Source organism: Chryseobacterium panacisoli (assembly GCF_008274625.1).
Lineage (GTDB): Bacteria > Bacteroidota > Bacteroidia > Flavobacteriales > Weeksellaceae > Chryseobacterium > Chryseobacterium panacisoli.
Map to the genome: position 1 here is coordinate 2,330,216 of NZ_VTRU01000001.1, position 16,657 is coordinate 2,346,872.

Consider the following 16,657-nt stretch of genomic DNA (forward strand, 5'->3'; position numbering starts at 1 on the left):
AATACTGTATTTCAATAATATAAGTAAATAAAAGTAACAATTCTTCCAATACTCCACGTAGAATTGAGATTAAGTTTATCTTAAGTTTATCACCAACTAAGAGCAATAGATCAGGAAATTATTAAAAATTATTTCAGGAATAATAAATAACTGAGTTCATTTTTCTTTTTTTACATTTGCTGAAAATAGATTTTACTTTTGAACACAGACCTTTAAAAACGTCTCACTGGCATCAGAAGAAAAATAAAAACAATAAAATCAGACAAATTCAATGACCATCATTATTACAGGAACCTCATCAGGAATCGGGTTTGCATTGGCCGAATATTTTGGTAAAAAAGGACATAAAGTATACGGATTAAGCAGAAAGCATACAGAAAGTGAGTATTTCAGATCTATACCTACTGATGTGACCGATAACACAGCTGTTCAGAATGCTATCGCTGAGGTTTTAAAAACAGAATCCAGAATTGATGTTCTGATCAATAATGCCGGAATGGGAATGGTAGGCGCAGTGGAAGATTCTACGAAAGAAGATATTTTAAAATTGTTCAGCCTGAATCTTGCCGGACCTGTACAGATGATGAGCGCTGTGCTGCCGAAAATGCGTGAGCACAAATTTGGAAAAATCATCAATGTTTCCAGTATAGGAAGTGAAATGGGACTGCCTTTCCGCGGATTTTATTCGGCTTCAAAATCGGCGTTGGATAAAGTAACGGAAGCAATGAGATATGAAGTTTATCCCTGGAATATTGATGTATGTTCACTGCATCTGGGAGATATTAAAACCAATATTGCAGACAACAGAGTGATTGCACAGGTTTCCCAGCCTTACAAAAATGTTTTTGACAAAGTATATGCTCTGATGAATTCTCATGTGAATGACGGAACTGATCCTTTAGAAGTTGCAGAATACATTGAAAAACTTTTGGCAAAAAATAAATGGAAAGCTCATTATTATTTTGGTAAATTCGGGCAGAAAATCGGGGTTCCTTTGAAATGGATCCTTCCACAGGGAACTTATGAGAATTTGATGAAGAAATATAATAAACTGGATTAGTTTCAGTTGTATAGAAAGCTATTTGATAATAAAATTTTAAACCATTAAGGAGAATTAAGTTGTAAAGAATCATTCAGATAAGCTTCGCTTTAAATTTTATCTTAATTACACTTAATTTCATCGCTACCTATGGTGTAGATATATTTGGGATTGAAACTGTTTCTGAAAATATTTTTTGTACTGTTCTGCGTTTTTATACAAGCGCAGAAGAAGCAGTATTGGCTGATTGATACAGAAACCAAAGTCAGGAAAAAAGTAAAAGATTCTACTGCTGCGGTAAAGTTTCTGGACTCATTAGCTCAGAATAATTATTTCTTTACCAGGCTGAAAGATGTAAAAGTAAAAGGTGACAGCACTGAAATTTTCTTTGATAAAGGCAAGAATTTTAATGAAACGTATGTTAACCTTACTGATTCTCTTGTTCAGAAGTTAAAGATTCAGAAAGATTTTTTCACTAAAAATTTAGATTCCACCAAGAAAAGCATCAACAAAACTTATATTGATGACGGATATTCTTTCAGCAGAATCAAATCCAAATACAAGGGACAGAAAAATGGTTATCCTATCGTAGAACTTGATATTAACAAGAACGATAAAAGAACGATCAATAGCTTTGTTGTAAAAGGATATGAAAAAGTTCCCAAAAGGTTTATCAAAAATCTTGAAAAGGAATTTAAAGGCAAAAATTACGATGACAAAAATCTTTTGGCCATCAATAAAACATTTCAGAGTCATCCTTTTCTTACTCTCGAAAGGCAGCCACAAACTTTATTTACAAAAGATTCTACAAGTATTTACCTCTTTCTGGAAAAGAAAAAGACAAATACTTTTGACGGGGTCATCGGTTTCGGGAATGACAAAACTTCCAAGTTTACGCTAAACGGAACAATGAATGTGAATTTCAGGAATATGTTTAATGGTTTTGAAACCGTCAATTTATACTGGCAGAGAAACCCGGATAGAGGACAGACTTTCGACCTTCAGGTGGATATTCCATACCTGTTCAAATCGAACGTCGGGATGAATGCAAAAGTGAATATCTACCGCCAGGATTCTACCTTTGCCAATGTAAAATTCCTGCCTGCTTTCTATTACCATATCAACAACCGTAACAAACTAGGTTTGAGAGCAACCCTGGAATCCTCTACCATTATTGACACGCTGTACGTTCAGGGAAAAGATTATAACAAAAAAGGGATAGGGATATGGTTTGAAATGACTGAGCCTACTGATATTGACCTTTTCCTTTATAAGACAAGGATCAATGCAGGTTACGATTTTTTAACAACAACCTATTCCAAAGATAACATCAAAGCCAACCAGAACCAGTTTTATTTCTTTGGGGAACACAATTACCATATCTCAGGAAACCACTTCCTGAACATTAAAGGAGAAGGTGCCATGATGGATTCTAAAGTAGAATTCACCACCAACGAATTATATCGTTTCGGGGGCTGGAACTCCATGCGGGGATTCAACGAAAAATCACTCGCCGCCGACTTCTACTATTATGGAAGTCTGGAATACCGGTATCTCATCGGCAGCCAGGCCTTCTTTGATATCTTTGGGCAATATGGCCAGCTCAATAATAAATCCTTAAATGTAAGGCCCAAACTCTACAGTGTCGGACTCGGTTTCAATTTCTTCATTCCAATTGGTCTGATGAGTTTCCAGTTGTCTAATGGTAACGAATTTGGAAATCCGTTTAAGTTTAATGACACGAAAATTCATTGGGGAATCCTGAGCAGGTTTTAAAAAAGAAAGGAGGAAGGAAGCTTGAGGATAGAAGTTATCGGAGTATTGGTTTCGCAATTGGTTTCTTTCATAAGATCGAAGTTTTTTCAAAATTTATGACTAAGGATTGCAAGAGGTTGACAACACCCCAGTAACTTCCAGCTTCCTGCCTTATAATAATACTTATATAATAAAACAAAAATTCCCATACAAAGGATAGTTTTCACTTTACTTTTCTATTAACTCTTCCTGTTAAAAAATATTAAAATCGTATTTTTATTTTAATACTTCATTAAAATACTGGTAACAGTGCTCTGCTAAATTTGCCTTCAAAAAAATGAAGAAGACTCTAGCTACTTTTGCCGTTTTTTTACTTCCTTTATATTTTTCTGCACAGGAAAGCAATATTTCCGGAAATGTAAAATCAGAAAACGGCTCTGGTGTTTCCGGTGTAAACATCACCGACAAAAATACAGGAAAGACTGCTATTACAGACGAAAATGGTAATTTCACCATTTCTGCAAATCCGAAGGATATTCTTGAGTTTTTTGCTCCTGATTTTTCTCTTTATACCGTTGAGGTTTCTTCAAAAAAACAGTATTCTGTTGTCTTAAAAAAAACAAACGAAAAACAGATTGAGGGCGTTGTCATCACCGCATTGGGTATTGCCAAGAAGAAAGAAAAAATCGGTTATTCTACCCAGGAAGTGGGAACCAAGCAGTTTGAAACCATTACAACACCAAGTATTGGTAATTTATTCTCCGGGCAGGTTGCCGGTCTGAACGTGTCTAATCCAACAGGAATGCAGCAGGCACCGCAATTTACCTTGAGAGGAAATTCCAATGTAGTTTTTGTGATTGACGGAGTGATTGTGGAAAAGGAAGTTTTTCAGAATTTAGATCCTAATAATATTGAGAATATCAACGTACTGAAAGGTGCCACCGCTTCTGCACTGTACGGTTCCAGAGGCCGTTACGGAGCCGTTTTGATTACAACAAAATCAGCTAAGAAGAAAGGATTCTCCGTAGAGTTTTCGCAAAACACAATGATTACAGGAGGGTTTACCAATCTTCCGAAAACCCAGACTGAATACGGAAACGGGTCTCACGGAAAATACGAATTCTGGGACGGAGCCGATGGCGGTGTGAACGACGGGGATATGATCTGGGGGCCAAAATTCGTTCCGGGTTTACAGATCGCCCAATGGAACAGCCCAATAAGAGATAAAGTAACAGGACAGGTAGTGCCTTGGTATGGAGCCGTGACAGGAACTCAATATGATAATAAATCAAGATATGAGAGAGTTCCGATTGACTGGAAATACCATGATAACTTAAGCACGTTCTTAAAGCCTGCGGTTATCAACAATAATAATTTCGCCATCAGTTATAGAGATAATAAAGATATCTACAGGTTTTCAGGAAACTTCATGAATTATGATGACCGAGTTCCTAATTCTTATCTTCAAAAATATGGGCTCAATTTCTCTTCTGAAAATCATCTTGGAGAAAAATTAATCTTTAATACGAAATTCAATTTCAATCAGGCTTTCACCCCTAATATTCCTAACTACGATTACAACCCAAGCGGACATATGTATACCATTCTGATCTGGATGGGAGGCGATGTAGACGGAAAAGCCTTGAAAAATCACATGTGGATTCCGGGACAGGAAGGAAGAGCGCAGGCCAACTGGAACTATGCATGGTACAACAACCCTTGGTTCGGAGCGGAGTATTATAAAAATCAGAATAGAACCAATATCATCAATGCCCAAACAGGATTAGAATATAAAGCGACTCAGGATCTTTCGATAAAGGGAAAAATATCCCTTGTAGAAAACCACAGCAAAACAGAAATACTAAGTCCTTATTCCTATTTTAATTACAGTGCGCCAAGAAGCGGAGGATATATTCTGAAGGATAATAAGACATGGAATCTTAACTATGATGTTCTGGCTACTTACAAGAAAAAGATATCTGAAAACTTTGACTTCACCATCAATGCCGGAGGTTCAGCTTTTTATTTCAAAAATAATAACAATGAAAGATCTACGGACGGATTGAAAATTCCTGAAGTGTACACTTTTGAAAACTCTATCGGAGCACTTAAAAACTATACTTATCTAAAGGAAAAGTTGATTTATAGTGCCTATTCAACGATTGACATAGGATTGTACAATGCTTTCTTCATCAATATTTCAGGACGTAATGACTGGTCTTCTACCCTTCCAAAAGCCAACAGATCTTACTTCTACCCTTCGGCATCCATCAGTGCTGTTATTTCAAACCTGGTAAAATTACCTGAATCTGTCAATATGTTGAAACTTTCTGCTTCATGGGCTAAAGTGGCGTATGACTTCCAGCCTTATTCCATCAGAAATTATTATCTGAATAACCAGGGAATTACATTCAACGGAAATCCAACGTATTATTATCCAACCACTTTAAATGTAGAAAACTCTTTAAAACCGGAGCAGACAAAATCTTACGAACTAGGATTAAGTGCCGGTTTCCTTAATAACAGAGTTACTTTAGATGCTACTTATTTCAGAACACTTGATTATAATAATATTCTTCAGTTTCCAGCGGCAGAATCATCAGGATTCACGTCACAATATGTAAACGGGAATGAATACACCACCAAAGGATTTGAAGTTTCTCTTGGTTTGGTTCCGGTAAAAACGGCTGATTTTAGCTGGAAAACCTTGATCAACTGGAGCACGTATGAACAAAAACTGACTTCCATTTATGATAATATGCCCAACTATCAAAACATTAAGTTGGGTGAAAGAATGGACAGCTATTACGATTACACATGGCAAAAGTCTCCGGACGGAAAAGTCATTCTGGATGCCAATTCAGGAATGCCGACAAGAGCCAATGCACCAAGTAACCTGGGACATTTCAATCCGGACTGGACTTTTGGTTTCAACAATACTTTCAAATACAAGAAATTTACTTTAAATATCGGAATTGACGGAAGCATTGGAGGTGTGATGAGGTCGCAGGTTGTTGAAAAGATGTGGTGGGGAGGAAAACATCCTAATTCTGTAGCGTATAGAGATCTTGAGTATGCAAATCCGGGAACGTATTATTTTGTACCGGATGGAGTTAATTACAATCCTGCAACCGGTCTTTATACTCCGCACACAAAAGCTATCAGTTTCCAGGACTGGGCACAAAACTATCCATACCAGGCAAGGGTAACGCAGGATGAAAGTGAAGAGTTTGCAAACGTTTTTGACAGAACCTTCATCAAGCTGAGATCTGTAGTATTGGAGTATGATTTTTCTTCATTACTAAACCCGAAAGGAATGGTAAAAGGTTTCACGGCCAATATTTCTGCCTACAATCTGGCAATGTGGAAAAAATCCAAGAACCTTTATTCGGATCCTGATTTCCAGATCAGATCAGGTAGAAGTGGAGATATTGCTAATGATATTCAGGATCCGTCCAGCAGATGGTTCGGAATCGGTTTTAATCTTAAGTTTTAACTAAAAAGTACGTCAACAATGAAAAATAATATCAATAAAGAGAAAATGCAAAAAGGTAAAACAGCAAAATGGCTCATGAGGTCTATATTTGCTGCAGGACTTCTGACATTGGCTTCTTGTGAAACCAGCCTTGATACCATCAATGAGAATCCTAATGACCAGGCCAGCATTGATCCTAAAAACCTACTGACCTTCGTTGAAAAATATACATTTCAGGTGAATGGTGATAATATGTATGCTTCAAGAATGATGATTGGTACGGATGGTGAAAATTCGTATCAGTATATGAAGTGGAATGATGCTTCTTTTGAAGTCTACACAAAAGGGTTGTTGAATACAGGAAAAATGATGCAGGAAGCGGAGAAGAGAGGAAATAAAAATTATCTGGCTATCGGAAAGTTTTTAAGAGCCTATCATTTTTTCAACATCAGTTTAAAAGTGGGAAGTGCTCCATATTCTGAAGCAGCAAAAGGTGAATCCGGGATTACACAGCCTAAATATGACACTCAGGAAGCCGTGATGTCCGGAATTTTATCAGAATTAAAAGAAGCCAATGATCTTATTAATACCAATGATAAAATTGAAGGTGACATTGTGTACAACGGAGATGCTTTAAAGTGGAAAAAGCTGATCAATTCTTTCCGTCTGAAAATTCTGATCACTTTATCCAAGAAAAATACGGTAGGAAATTTTAATATTGCTACAGAATTTGCCTCTATTGCAGGAAGCCAGTCTTTAATGACTTCTATTGCTGACAATGGTGAGCTTAAATTTGCAGATGCTGCAGACAGCAGATATACCATGTTTAATAACAGCGGATATGGTTCCAGCTTATATATGGCAGATTATTTCATCAATATGTTCAAAGACAGGCATGATCCACGTCTGTTCACTTTTGCAGCACAGACTACAGGAGCAAAAGAAGCAGGAAAAGCCATCACAGATTTTACAGCTTATAACGGAGGGAATCCTACTTCTCCTTACTCTGACAACGCTGCTCTGATCACGGCTAAGAATATCTCTAAAGTAAACGACCGTTTTTATAAAGATCCTACCAATGAACCAGCTTCTGTATTAAGTTATTCAGAACTTGAATTTATTCTGGCTGAAGCTACGGCAAGAGGCTGGATTTCGGGATCGGCAAAAACTCATTATGATAATGCGATCAAGGCCAGTTTCAGTTTTTATCAGACCTATGTAAAAAACCAGGGACAATATTTCTCAGGATTTGATGTGAATCAGTATCTGGCAACGCCTTTGGTTGTTTATAATAATGCTGATCCTTTACAAGCCCAGCTGGAAAAAATCATGACTCAAAAATACATGACGATGTTCCATCAGGCACAATGGACTTCTTATTATGACTATTTAAGAACAGGATATCCCAACTATCCCCTAAAAGCAGGAGTAGCAGCTCCTTTCAGATTCAGATATCCGCAATCGGAATACAGCTATAACAGCAATAATTTAAAAGCTGCTTTGAGTGCCCAATATGGAGGAAATGATAATATTAACTCTAAACCCTGGTGGTTACAGTAGAAATCTGATTAATTTTATATAAAACAAAGAAACCGCAGGAAAATCCTATTAACTTGCGGTTTCTTTCTTATTACGATTGAATATGAACAGAAGAGAATTTTTAGAAAAATCAAGTCTTTTATTAGCGGGATTAGGAACTTCAAGTGTTCTGCATCCTTCCATTTTAAAAGCTCTGGCTATTGATCCTGCTGCCCAGTCTACGTTTTATGATGCGGAACATGTGGTAATTCTGATGCAGGAAAACCGATCATTTGATCATGCATTCGGTGCGCTCAAAGGAGTAAGAGGTTTTTTAGATAAAAGAGCCTTTGTAAAACAGGATGGACATTCTGTTTTCTTTCAAAAGAATGATGAGGGAAAATATGCATCTCCTGCCCGTCTGGATTTGAGAAATACAAAATCAACCTGGATGAGCTCACTGCCGCATTCATGGGCAGATCAGCAAAAAGCGCTGAACAAGGGAAAATATGACCAATGGCTTCAGGCTAAAGCTTCTGGAAATAAAGATTACAAAAATATTCCACTGACATTAGGATATTATAACCGTGAAGACCTTCCGTTTTATTATCAGCTGGCAGATGCATTTACCATCTTCGATCAGTATTTCTGCTCTTCACTTACCGGGACTACTCCAAACAGATTATTCCTTTGGTCCGGAACCTTGAGGGAACAGCAAAACGGAAAAGTAAAGGCCAATGTTGTGAATGAAAATATTGACTATGACAAAGCGAGACAGGCCAAATGGAAAAGCTTCCCGGAAATTTTAGAACAGCAGAATGTTTCGTGGAGAATTTATCAGAATGAAATCAGTCTTCCAAAAGGAATGTCCGGAGAGCAGGAAGCTTGGCTGAGTAATTTTACGGATAATCCTATTGAATGGTTTTCAAAATTCAACGTTAAATTTTCAAAAGGATATTACCAGAATATTCCTAATATCATAGCGTATCTGAAGCAGGAAATTGAAAAAAATCCTAAACAGAAAGAAAGGCTGGAAACTATGCTCGCTGAAGTTCAGGAAGATCAGGTGAAATATCATCCGGACAATTATTCAAAACTTTCAAAAGAAGAAAAAAACCTTCACGAAAAAGCCTTCACCACCAACTCCAATGATCCGGATTACTGGAAACTGGAAATCGGGAAGGATGAAAACGGGGAAAGGCTGGTTGTTCCGGAAGGTGATGTCCTGTTCCAGTTCCGAAAAGATGTGGAAGAGAAGAAACTCCCGCTGGTTTCCTGGCTGGTAGCTCCTGAACATTTCTCAGACCACCCGGGATCACCATGGTACGGTGCATGGTATATTTCTGAGGTTTTGAATATTCTTACCAAAGATCCTGAAACCTGGAAAAAAACAATATTTATCATCAATTATGATGAAAACGACGGATATTTTGATCACGTACTGCCTTTTGCACCGCCTGTAAATCCGAGCCAGCCTATTGATATGAACGGAAAAGAAGGGGTGGAATATGTGGATCAGTCCCAGGAATATATGTCGAATCCTTCTCTAAAAAATTATGAAAAGATCGAAGGAACGGTTGGATTAGGCTACAGAGTCCCAATGATTATTGCTTCACCATGGACAAAAGGAGGTTTTGTAAATTCTGAAGTATCAGATCATACTTCCGTTCTGCAGTTCCTGGAAAATTTCATCATGAAAAAATATAAGAAAAATGTTCATGTTGACAATATCAGTGACTGGAGAAGAGCAGTATGCGGAGATCTTACATCCGCCTTCAATTCTTCCAATGTAAAAGCTCCACAGATGAATTACCTGGATCAGAAAGAGTATGCCAAGACCATCAATGCGGCTAAAAACAAACCTGTCCCGGATCTGAAATGGTATTCTGAAAATGAACTTAACGGTAATTTACTTGAGATTCAGGAAAGGGGTTTAAAACCTTCAAATCCGCTTCCGTATCATTTCCACGTCAATTTGGAAGGTGAGCAGATTAAAATGACCAATTTAAAAGAGAATGGAGTTCCATTATTAATCTATGACAGAACTCAATTCAATAGTACCCATTATCATTTTTCATATGCCCTATATTCAAAACAAGAATTGTCCCATCCTGTACATTCCGGAGCTTATGATTACGAAATTTTTGGTCCCAATGGCTTTTTCAGGAAGTTCAAGGGGAATAATATTCCCGAGCTGGAGATCATTCTGATAAATATGACCTCAAAAAATCAGGTGGAGCTTATTATCAGAAATAATAAAAATAAATCTATCCATTTGGAAGACTTATACGGAAAAACTCAAAAAATAATCACGGTGCAAAAGCCGGAGGAAAAAATCATTATCGATCTCGATAAATATAAAGGCTGGTATGATTTGAAATTAACATTTAATGAATATCTATGGCATTTTGCCGGAAGAATAGAGACCGGAAAAGTTTCTGTTTCTGATCCACATTGGGCATAAAAAAATGTTTAAAATATTGATAAAAATCCTGTACATATTGGTACAGGATTTTTTTGAGTTATTTTTTAAATATAATGCATTACATAACGTAAATAATCATCAATATAAAAATTATAATATATTTTTTTCACAATATGCTGAATTTTGTTATATTCACTTAACTAATTATTAGCATCATGAAAAAATTAAATTTAACTATTGCAATGTCTTTATTTGCGATTGCTCTGTCTGTAAATCTGAGCGCGCAGGATACCAATACAGACAATCATACAGTCACAATTTCTATTCCTGAAGTTGCACTGGTAGATATTGAGCCGTCTGCCACAAAAAACATTACTCTTGGATTTACAGCGCCTACAGAAGCAGGAAATCCTATCGTTCCGGCAACAGCCAACACTACTTTATGGCTTAATTATTCATCCATTAAATCTGTTGCAGATCCTACCCGTAATATAAGTGTAACAATGAATGCTATCATTCCCGGAGTTGATCTTCAGGTAACAGCAGCAGCAGCTACCGGAGCAGGAGCAGGAACATTGGGAACATCTGCTGGTCTGTTGACATTAAGTGCTGCCAACCAGACTATCATTTCAGGAATCGGAAGTGCTTATACAGGAAATGGTGCCAACAACGGACACAATCTTACGTATGCAATTGCTGCAGGAAGTGGCCCTGGAGGGGTAGCAGCCTATGCAGATTTACAGGCGACAGCCACTGTAGCAGCTACCGTTACTTATACAATATCAGATAATTAGAATTTAAAATACATTTTATTCTCTATTTCAAAAACAAGAAGAAATTGTCATTCAGTTTCTTCCTGTTTTTGTATTACTCATCATTTAACTCCAAACTTTATATAATGATAAAGCGTATTCTTCTCTTGATCATCTTGATTTTGCAGTTTAGCTTTTTACATGCGGGCATTGTGATTCTCAACGGGCTTACGCATTCTTACAAAATTGAAAACGGAAAGGTTTACAAAGGAAAGGTAGCCATTGAAAACACAAGCAATACTCCCCAGAGTGTAAAATTATTTTTACAGGACTTTGCTTACCATGCTGACGGAACGATCAATTATTCGGCTTTGCATACAAATAAACGGACGAATGGAGAATGGATAAAACTCAATACCAACCTGGTTACTCTGAAAGGTAAGGAGAAAACAGAGGTCTTTTATGAGATTACGGTACCCAATCAAGCCAGAGATTCCGGAAGCTATTGGAGTGTCATTATTGTAGAACCAGTAGAGGATATAAAGCCCAGCGACAATAAAGCAGGAGTGAACATCACTTCTGTGATACGCTACGCTATCCAGGTCATTACAGATTTTGAAACAGAAAAGGCCAAACCGGACCTTAAGTTTGAAAGTGTAAAAGTAGAAAAACAGGAGGGAAAGCAAACTGTGAAGATTGCCATAGCCAATAATGGGAATCTTTACTGCAAACCGACAACAGCCATAGAAATCTATAACCGTAAAACGGGTGAAAAAATAGGAACGTATTCAAGTTTAACAATGGGACTGCTGCCTGATACCTCCAAAACATTTTACATCGATATCAGTAAAATACCACCGGACAAATACAAAGCCGCCATAATAGCTACGGATGAAGAGGAGAATGCATTTGCACTCAATGTGGAATTAGAAGTAAAAAATGATTAGAACTTGGACTTTATTTATTATCATCTTATTATTCCCGATATTTATTTTTTCTCAACAGCAATCCAACCGATTGTCCAGTAAAAAAGATAGCATATTACCGGGAATGTCAACTTCTATTCCTTTTACATTAGAAAATAATTCGGATGAAAACAGGACTTATGAGATATCAGTTACTACTTCAAGTCCTTCTATAACACCCATTTTAGCAAAAGGAGAATTTCAGATCGCTGCCCATGAAATATCAGCTTATCTGGTCCCTTTGCGTATTGCAACAGAAACAAGCCAGGGCAGTTATTCTGTATCACTGAGCATTACTGACCGGAATAACGGGATATCCTTTACGAAAACATCAAAAATAACAGTTTCAGGAAACAGAAATATTTCCCTTACTGCTCTGAATTCACCCGAGTTTGTAAGGGCCGGAGAAACGATCCGAGCTTCTTTTCTTTTAAAAAATAATGGCAATATAACAGAGGATATTCATCTTGAAAGTAAAAATGCCATTCTTGACAATGAGGCTTCATTAGTACTGGAACCCAATGAGTCAAAAATCATTACGATACACAAAGTAACAAACCCTGAACTCAGTCAAAATGAATTCCAGAACCTTAATCTTTCGGTATACTCAAAAGGTAATCTTAAAGAAACTCAAAGTGTTTATGTAAGTACTCAGGTGATATCAGTAAAACCATCTGAAAACGATATTTATCACAGACTTCCTGTTGCTCTTTCATTATCTTTCATAGGAATGCAGAATATGGGGGTTTACAATGATGGTTTTCAGGGAGAAATTTATGGTAAAGGAACACTGGATAAAGACAACAAAAACCAGATTGAATTCCGGGCGGTTACCCACAACCCTGTAGATCTCAATACATTTACCCAGTATGAAGAATATTTTGTAAATTATAAACGGGATAACTTCTTTATTCATCTTGGTGATAAAACGTATTCTTCATCTTATTTAACAGAGTTCGCAAGATATGGCCGCGGGGCAGAAATCCGGTATGATTTTAATAAAGTGAGTCTGGGCGGTTTTTATAATCATCCCAGGTTTTTCAGAGATATTAAGGATGAATTTAATATGTATTCCACCTTCAAAATCCGGAAAGAATCAGAACTTTCGGTCGGATATCTTTACAAGACTCCAAGAAAAGAGGAAATCCGATATGGAGATCTGAGGCTTGATTCTGATGCTCATCTTCCTTATGCCAAAGGAAAATTCAAGATCTCAAGAAACCTTAATATTTCCGGAGAATTGGCCTACAGTAAAACAAAAAAAACGGATGGAACCGCTTATATGCTGCAGGCTGATGCTATTTTTGAAAAGTTCAGCGGAAGTTTAATGTATGTAAAAGCAAGTCCTGAATTTGCAGGATATTTTACGAATACAAATACTTTTAACGGAAACATTAATTACAAAATTTCCAGAAAGCTCAGTGCTTTTGTCAACTATACACAGGATGTGAAAAATTTTCAGAGAGATACTCTGTTTTTAGCAGCTCCCTACAGACAGTATTTACAATATGGCGTACAATATAAATACCGCTCCAATGGGTCCGTTATCCTTAACAGCGGTTATCAAAAGTACCAGGATCGTTTAGAACCCAAACAGTTTGATTACTATGAGCGCTTTTTCAAGGTAAGTATTGATCAGCAGATCGGAATGTTTCAAGTGAATGTTGAAGGGCAGTTTGGCAAAACAGACAATTATCTGACAGGATTTAGTGGTAATTCAAGTTTTTATTCTGCGAATCTTTCATTTCAAAAATTCAGAACCTATTTTAATGTATTCGGAAGCTATGCCATCAGTTCGAGATACCAGCTGCAGAACCAGAAACAGCTTTATTATGGAGCAAGAATTTACAGCCGTTTTTCTGATCAGACTACTTTAAGTATTTTCTATCAGAACAATTATATGCCTGAAGAATATTTTAAAGACAGAAATTTATTTGAACTTCTCTTCCACCAGCAGCTATTTCCCGGAAATGAAATTGATCTTTCCGGCAGATATTCATTACAGAGAGGAGAAATTGGGGATAAAGATTTTATATTCTCCATGCGCTATACATGGCGTCCCAATGTTCCGGTACAGAAAACAGCTGAATATATTTCGTTATCCGGAAATATCAGTAATCTTGGGATAAAAAAGACAGAAGGGATAAGATTAATGCTGGGAAGTTATTTGTCAGTTACCGATCAGGAAGGAAATTATGTATTCAAAAATGTGATTCCAGGCAATTATTTTCTGGAGATCGACCGTTCAACAACAGAGATCAATGATATTCCCACATTGGCTTTTCCGGCAGCGCTTTCTCTGAGTAACAAAGAAAATATTTTTAATTTCGGATTAACGACAGCGGCTAGTGTTCAAGGTCATATTCAGTTTATAGAAACAGAAGATAAAGATCAGACCGGACTTATTGAACTGCTCGCTAAAAAAGAGAAAAAGAAAAAAGAAAGTATTATTATAGAAGCTACAGGCAAGGATCAGACCTACCGCAAAATATGCTTTATTGGTGAGGATTTTGATTTTACTTATCTCAGACCTGGAGACTGGACGGTTAAAGTCTATCGCAATGGTCTTGATAAACGTTATAAAGTCTCGAACGACAAATTTCAATTTACGCTTAATCCTTCAGAAACAAAAAAATTAAATATTCATATTGTCAAACAACAAATAGAAATAAAATACCAGCAGGAATCCTTAAAGGTAGGATATAATGAAATAAAAAAGAAAAAATGATTTTAATCCGTTCCCTATTGTTATTAGCGTCTTTTATCTTGTCAGGACTAATCTATTCCCAGACTACTGTCACTATGACTTTACCTGTCGTAACTTTAATGGATATAGAGCCCACAGGAAATTTTACGCTCAATTTCACTTCCCCCACCGAAGCAGGAAATGCCATTGGTAATCCGACTCCCAATACCTCAAAATGGATAAACTACACTTCCGCTATTGCACCCGGAGGGCTTACCAGAAGAATTACAGCATCTGTCAATAAAGTTATTGCAGGGGTTAATATAAGATTACAGGCTGCCGCCGCTTCCGGAGCAGGAGCAGGAACTCGGGGAACTTCCTCAGGGCAGGTTACTCTTACCACAACTCCTGTTACAATTATTAGCGGGATCGGAGGTGCCTATACAGGCAATGGAGCCAATAATGGCCATGCTCTCACCATTTCTTTAACGACCAATACTTATGCTAACTTAATTGCACAAGCTAATACGGCTGTTGTAATTGTCTACACTATCACAGAATAAAATTGAAAAATGAAAATCATTAGTTGCTTTTTCAGAAAAATACGCTTAAAAAAATATGTAAGCAGCATCCTTTTAACGATTGGCAGCTTCATTGGTGCACAAACTATAAATGTGGGCGGCAGTAATTGGACTGTAAGTGTACCAACTATTACAGAAGCCGGAACCAACTATGCCGGAACGTATGAAAGTGCAACTAATTTGATCACGTTATCCGGTACATTACCCGGGTCTTTCCTAAATCTACTCACAAGTGGAGCAGCCAGAGTAAGTGTGCACCATACTCCTACCACATGGAACAGCAATTTACACCTTTATGCCAAAAGGAGTGGCGGGACAACTAATATCAGCGGACTTTGTCTTGGCTGTACTGCAACTATCAATGGTGGCACAACCTATGTAGAAATACCACAAGCTGTAGCTACAGCATTCTTTACAATAAATTTTTCGGGAGTTTTGGGATTGGGTAATAGTGTCACTTATTCGGCTATCAACGGGCAGCTTCAAATAAGTGGTGTTTCTGTAATAGTTCCTGCAACAACTTATAACACACAGGTAGTTTTCACGATAGGTCCCAATTAATAACTGTTTTTAAATAGTATTAAAAAATCAAAATGCCATAAATGGAAACCGTTTCTTTACTGAAGCGGTTTTTTGTTTCTATATGAGTATAATAAGACAGATTCCGGCTGCTTTTATCTTATGATCGTAGGTAGACTATATTTTATATAAGATAGGCGGTGTATGAGCTTAAGAATAATAATATTTCAGGAGCCTTTTCCCGCTATCCATTCATACACCTCACGCTAAAGCTCTCCAACTCTCCAACCTGCAACTCTCCTACGCAAGCTGCGGGGTAACCATTACTATCGGGGCTAGGGGACGAGACGGATTATGAATGATGCGTTATGAATTATGAGTGGTGGGATCCGAGATTCGGGTTGCGTGTTGCGAGTTCCGGGGGTTTGCATTACGTTTTCTTGAGTTCTGCTTAATACAGATTCATTATATTCAATAGAAATGATTTATCCTTTTTTCATCAAAAGCTCTCCATGATCATCTGCGAAAATCCGCGTCCTCTGCGGTTAAACTAATATTTATTCAATAGGAGCGGGCTTTAGCCCGTTCTCATGTAAAAGCAATATTTCCATATGGCTTCAGCCCAAACTTAGAGTTGATGCATCTTTATAAAATTTAAAAGGTATTGTTGAGACTCCTGCGGAGTGACAATTGGGGGGATGGTAAACGGTAATAGTGACAGCAAAGAAAAATATCAGCACTAAGGATGAATAATCAATAGCATCTATCATTACTGATTACCCATTATTTATGAGTCCCTGTGTTCAGCTGTACTGTATGCTCTGTCCTGTTAAGTATACAAGCTGTAGGTATATAGATATATAGCTATAAAGCAAAAAAAATCCTTTATCTGATGATAAAGGATTTTTTAAAAATAAAATAAAAACTGGCGGCGGCCTACTC

The 16,657-nt window shown here is 37.2% G+C and carries 10 protein-coding genes; all 10 read left to right on the forward strand.

Annotated features, from left to right (window positions below; all coding sequences use genetic code 11):
* Window positions 1-271: 271 nt before the first annotated feature.
* The 10 genes from FW781_RS10470 to FW781_RS10515 all read left to right on the forward strand — a co-directional run bounded on the left by FW781_RS10470 (window position 272) and on the right by FW781_RS10515 (window position 15,757).
* Window positions 272-1,060 carry an SDR family oxidoreductase gene (locus tag FW781_RS10470; protein ID WP_149387313.1) on the forward strand — a complete coding sequence of 263 codons (789 nt, stop codon included), beginning with the start codon at window positions 272-274 and terminating at the stop codon, window positions 1,058-1,060.
* Between the two features lie 150 nt (window positions 1,061-1,210).
* Window positions 1,211-2,815 (forward strand): BamA/TamA family outer membrane protein, encoded by a 1,605-nt coding sequence (locus FW781_RS10475; protein WP_228720171.1) that lies wholly within the window; start codon window positions 1,211-1,213, stop codon window positions 2,813-2,815.
* Between the two features lie 316 nt (window positions 2,816-3,131).
* The gene (locus FW781_RS10480) at window positions 3,132-6,290 is read left to right on the forward strand and encodes a SusC/RagA family TonB-linked outer membrane protein (RefSeq protein ID WP_149387315.1); all 3,159 of its coding nucleotides are present in this window, start codon (window positions 3,132-3,134) and stop codon (window positions 6,288-6,290) included.
* Window positions 6,291-6,308: 18 nt separating this feature from the next.
* Window positions 6,309-7,829, forward strand: a complete 1,521-nt coding sequence (locus FW781_RS10485) for a SusD/RagB family nutrient-binding outer membrane lipoprotein (RefSeq protein ID WP_228720172.1) — start codon at window positions 6,309-6,311, stop codon at window positions 7,827-7,829.
* An 82-nt stretch (window positions 7,830-7,911) separates the two neighbouring features.
* Window positions 7,912-10,251 (forward strand): phosphocholine-specific phospholipase C, encoded by a 2,340-nt coding sequence (locus tag FW781_RS10490; protein ID WP_149387316.1) that lies wholly within the window; start codon window positions 7,912-7,914, stop codon window positions 10,249-10,251.
* Window positions 10,252-10,427: 176 nt separating this feature from the next.
* Window positions 10,428-11,006: a hypothetical protein gene (locus tag FW781_RS10495; RefSeq protein WP_149387317.1), complete on the forward strand. Its 579-nt coding sequence runs from the start codon at window positions 10,428-10,430 to the stop codon at window positions 11,004-11,006.
* 104 nt (window positions 11,007-11,110) lie between these two features.
* The gene (locus FW781_RS10500; protein ID WP_149387318.1) at window positions 11,111-11,911 is read left to right on the forward strand and encodes a WxL protein host-binding domain-containing protein; all 801 of its coding nucleotides are present in this window, start codon (window positions 11,111-11,113) and stop codon (window positions 11,909-11,911) included.
* Window positions 11,904-14,657 carry a COG1470 family protein gene (locus FW781_RS10505; RefSeq protein ID WP_149387319.1) on the forward strand — a complete coding sequence of 918 codons (2,754 nt, stop codon included), beginning with the start codon at window positions 11,904-11,906 and terminating at the stop codon, window positions 14,655-14,657. The genes FW781_RS10500 and FW781_RS10505 overlap by 8 nt, the downstream gene beginning before the upstream one ends.
* The gene (locus FW781_RS10510; protein ID WP_149387320.1) at window positions 14,654-15,178 is read left to right on the forward strand and encodes a hypothetical protein; all 525 of its coding nucleotides are present in this window, start codon (window positions 14,654-14,656) and stop codon (window positions 15,176-15,178) included. The genes FW781_RS10505 and FW781_RS10510 overlap by 4 nt, the downstream gene beginning before the upstream one ends.
* 9 nt (window positions 15,179-15,187) lie before the next feature.
* Window positions 15,188-15,757: a hypothetical protein gene (locus FW781_RS10515; protein WP_149387321.1), complete on the forward strand. Its 570-nt coding sequence runs from the start codon at window positions 15,188-15,190 to the stop codon at window positions 15,755-15,757.
* The last annotated feature ends 900 nt before the right edge of the window (window positions 15,758-16,657 follow it).

Coding starts and splice junctions, on each gene's coding strand:
- FW781_RS10470 (WP_149387313.1), top strand. CDS start 272: ATGACCATCATTATTACAGGAACCTCATCAGGAATCGGGTTTGCATTG.
- FW781_RS10480 (WP_149387315.1), top strand. CDS start 3,132: ATGAAGAAGACTCTAGCTACTTTTGCCGTTTTTTTACTTCCTTTATAT.
- FW781_RS10485 (WP_228720172.1), top strand. CDS start 6,309: ATGAAAAATAATATCAATAAAGAGAAAATGCAAAAAGGTAAAACAGCA.
- FW781_RS10490 (WP_149387316.1), top strand. CDS start 7,912: ATGAACAGAAGAGAATTTTTAGAAAAATCAAGTCTTTTATTAGCGGGA.
- FW781_RS10495 (WP_149387317.1), top strand. CDS start 10,428: ATGAAAAAATTAAATTTAACTATTGCAATGTCTTTATTTGCGATTGCT.
- FW781_RS10500 (WP_149387318.1), top strand. CDS start 11,111: ATGATAAAGCGTATTCTTCTCTTGATCATCTTGATTTTGCAGTTTAGC.
- FW781_RS10505 (WP_149387319.1), top strand. CDS start 11,904: ATGATTAGAACTTGGACTTTATTTATTATCATCTTATTATTCCCGATA.
- FW781_RS10510 (WP_149387320.1), top strand. CDS start 14,654: ATGATTTTAATCCGTTCCCTATTGTTATTAGCGTCTTTTATCTTGTCA.
- FW781_RS10515 (WP_149387321.1), top strand. CDS start 15,188: ATGAAAATCATTAGTTGCTTTTTCAGAAAAATACGCTTAAAAAAATAT.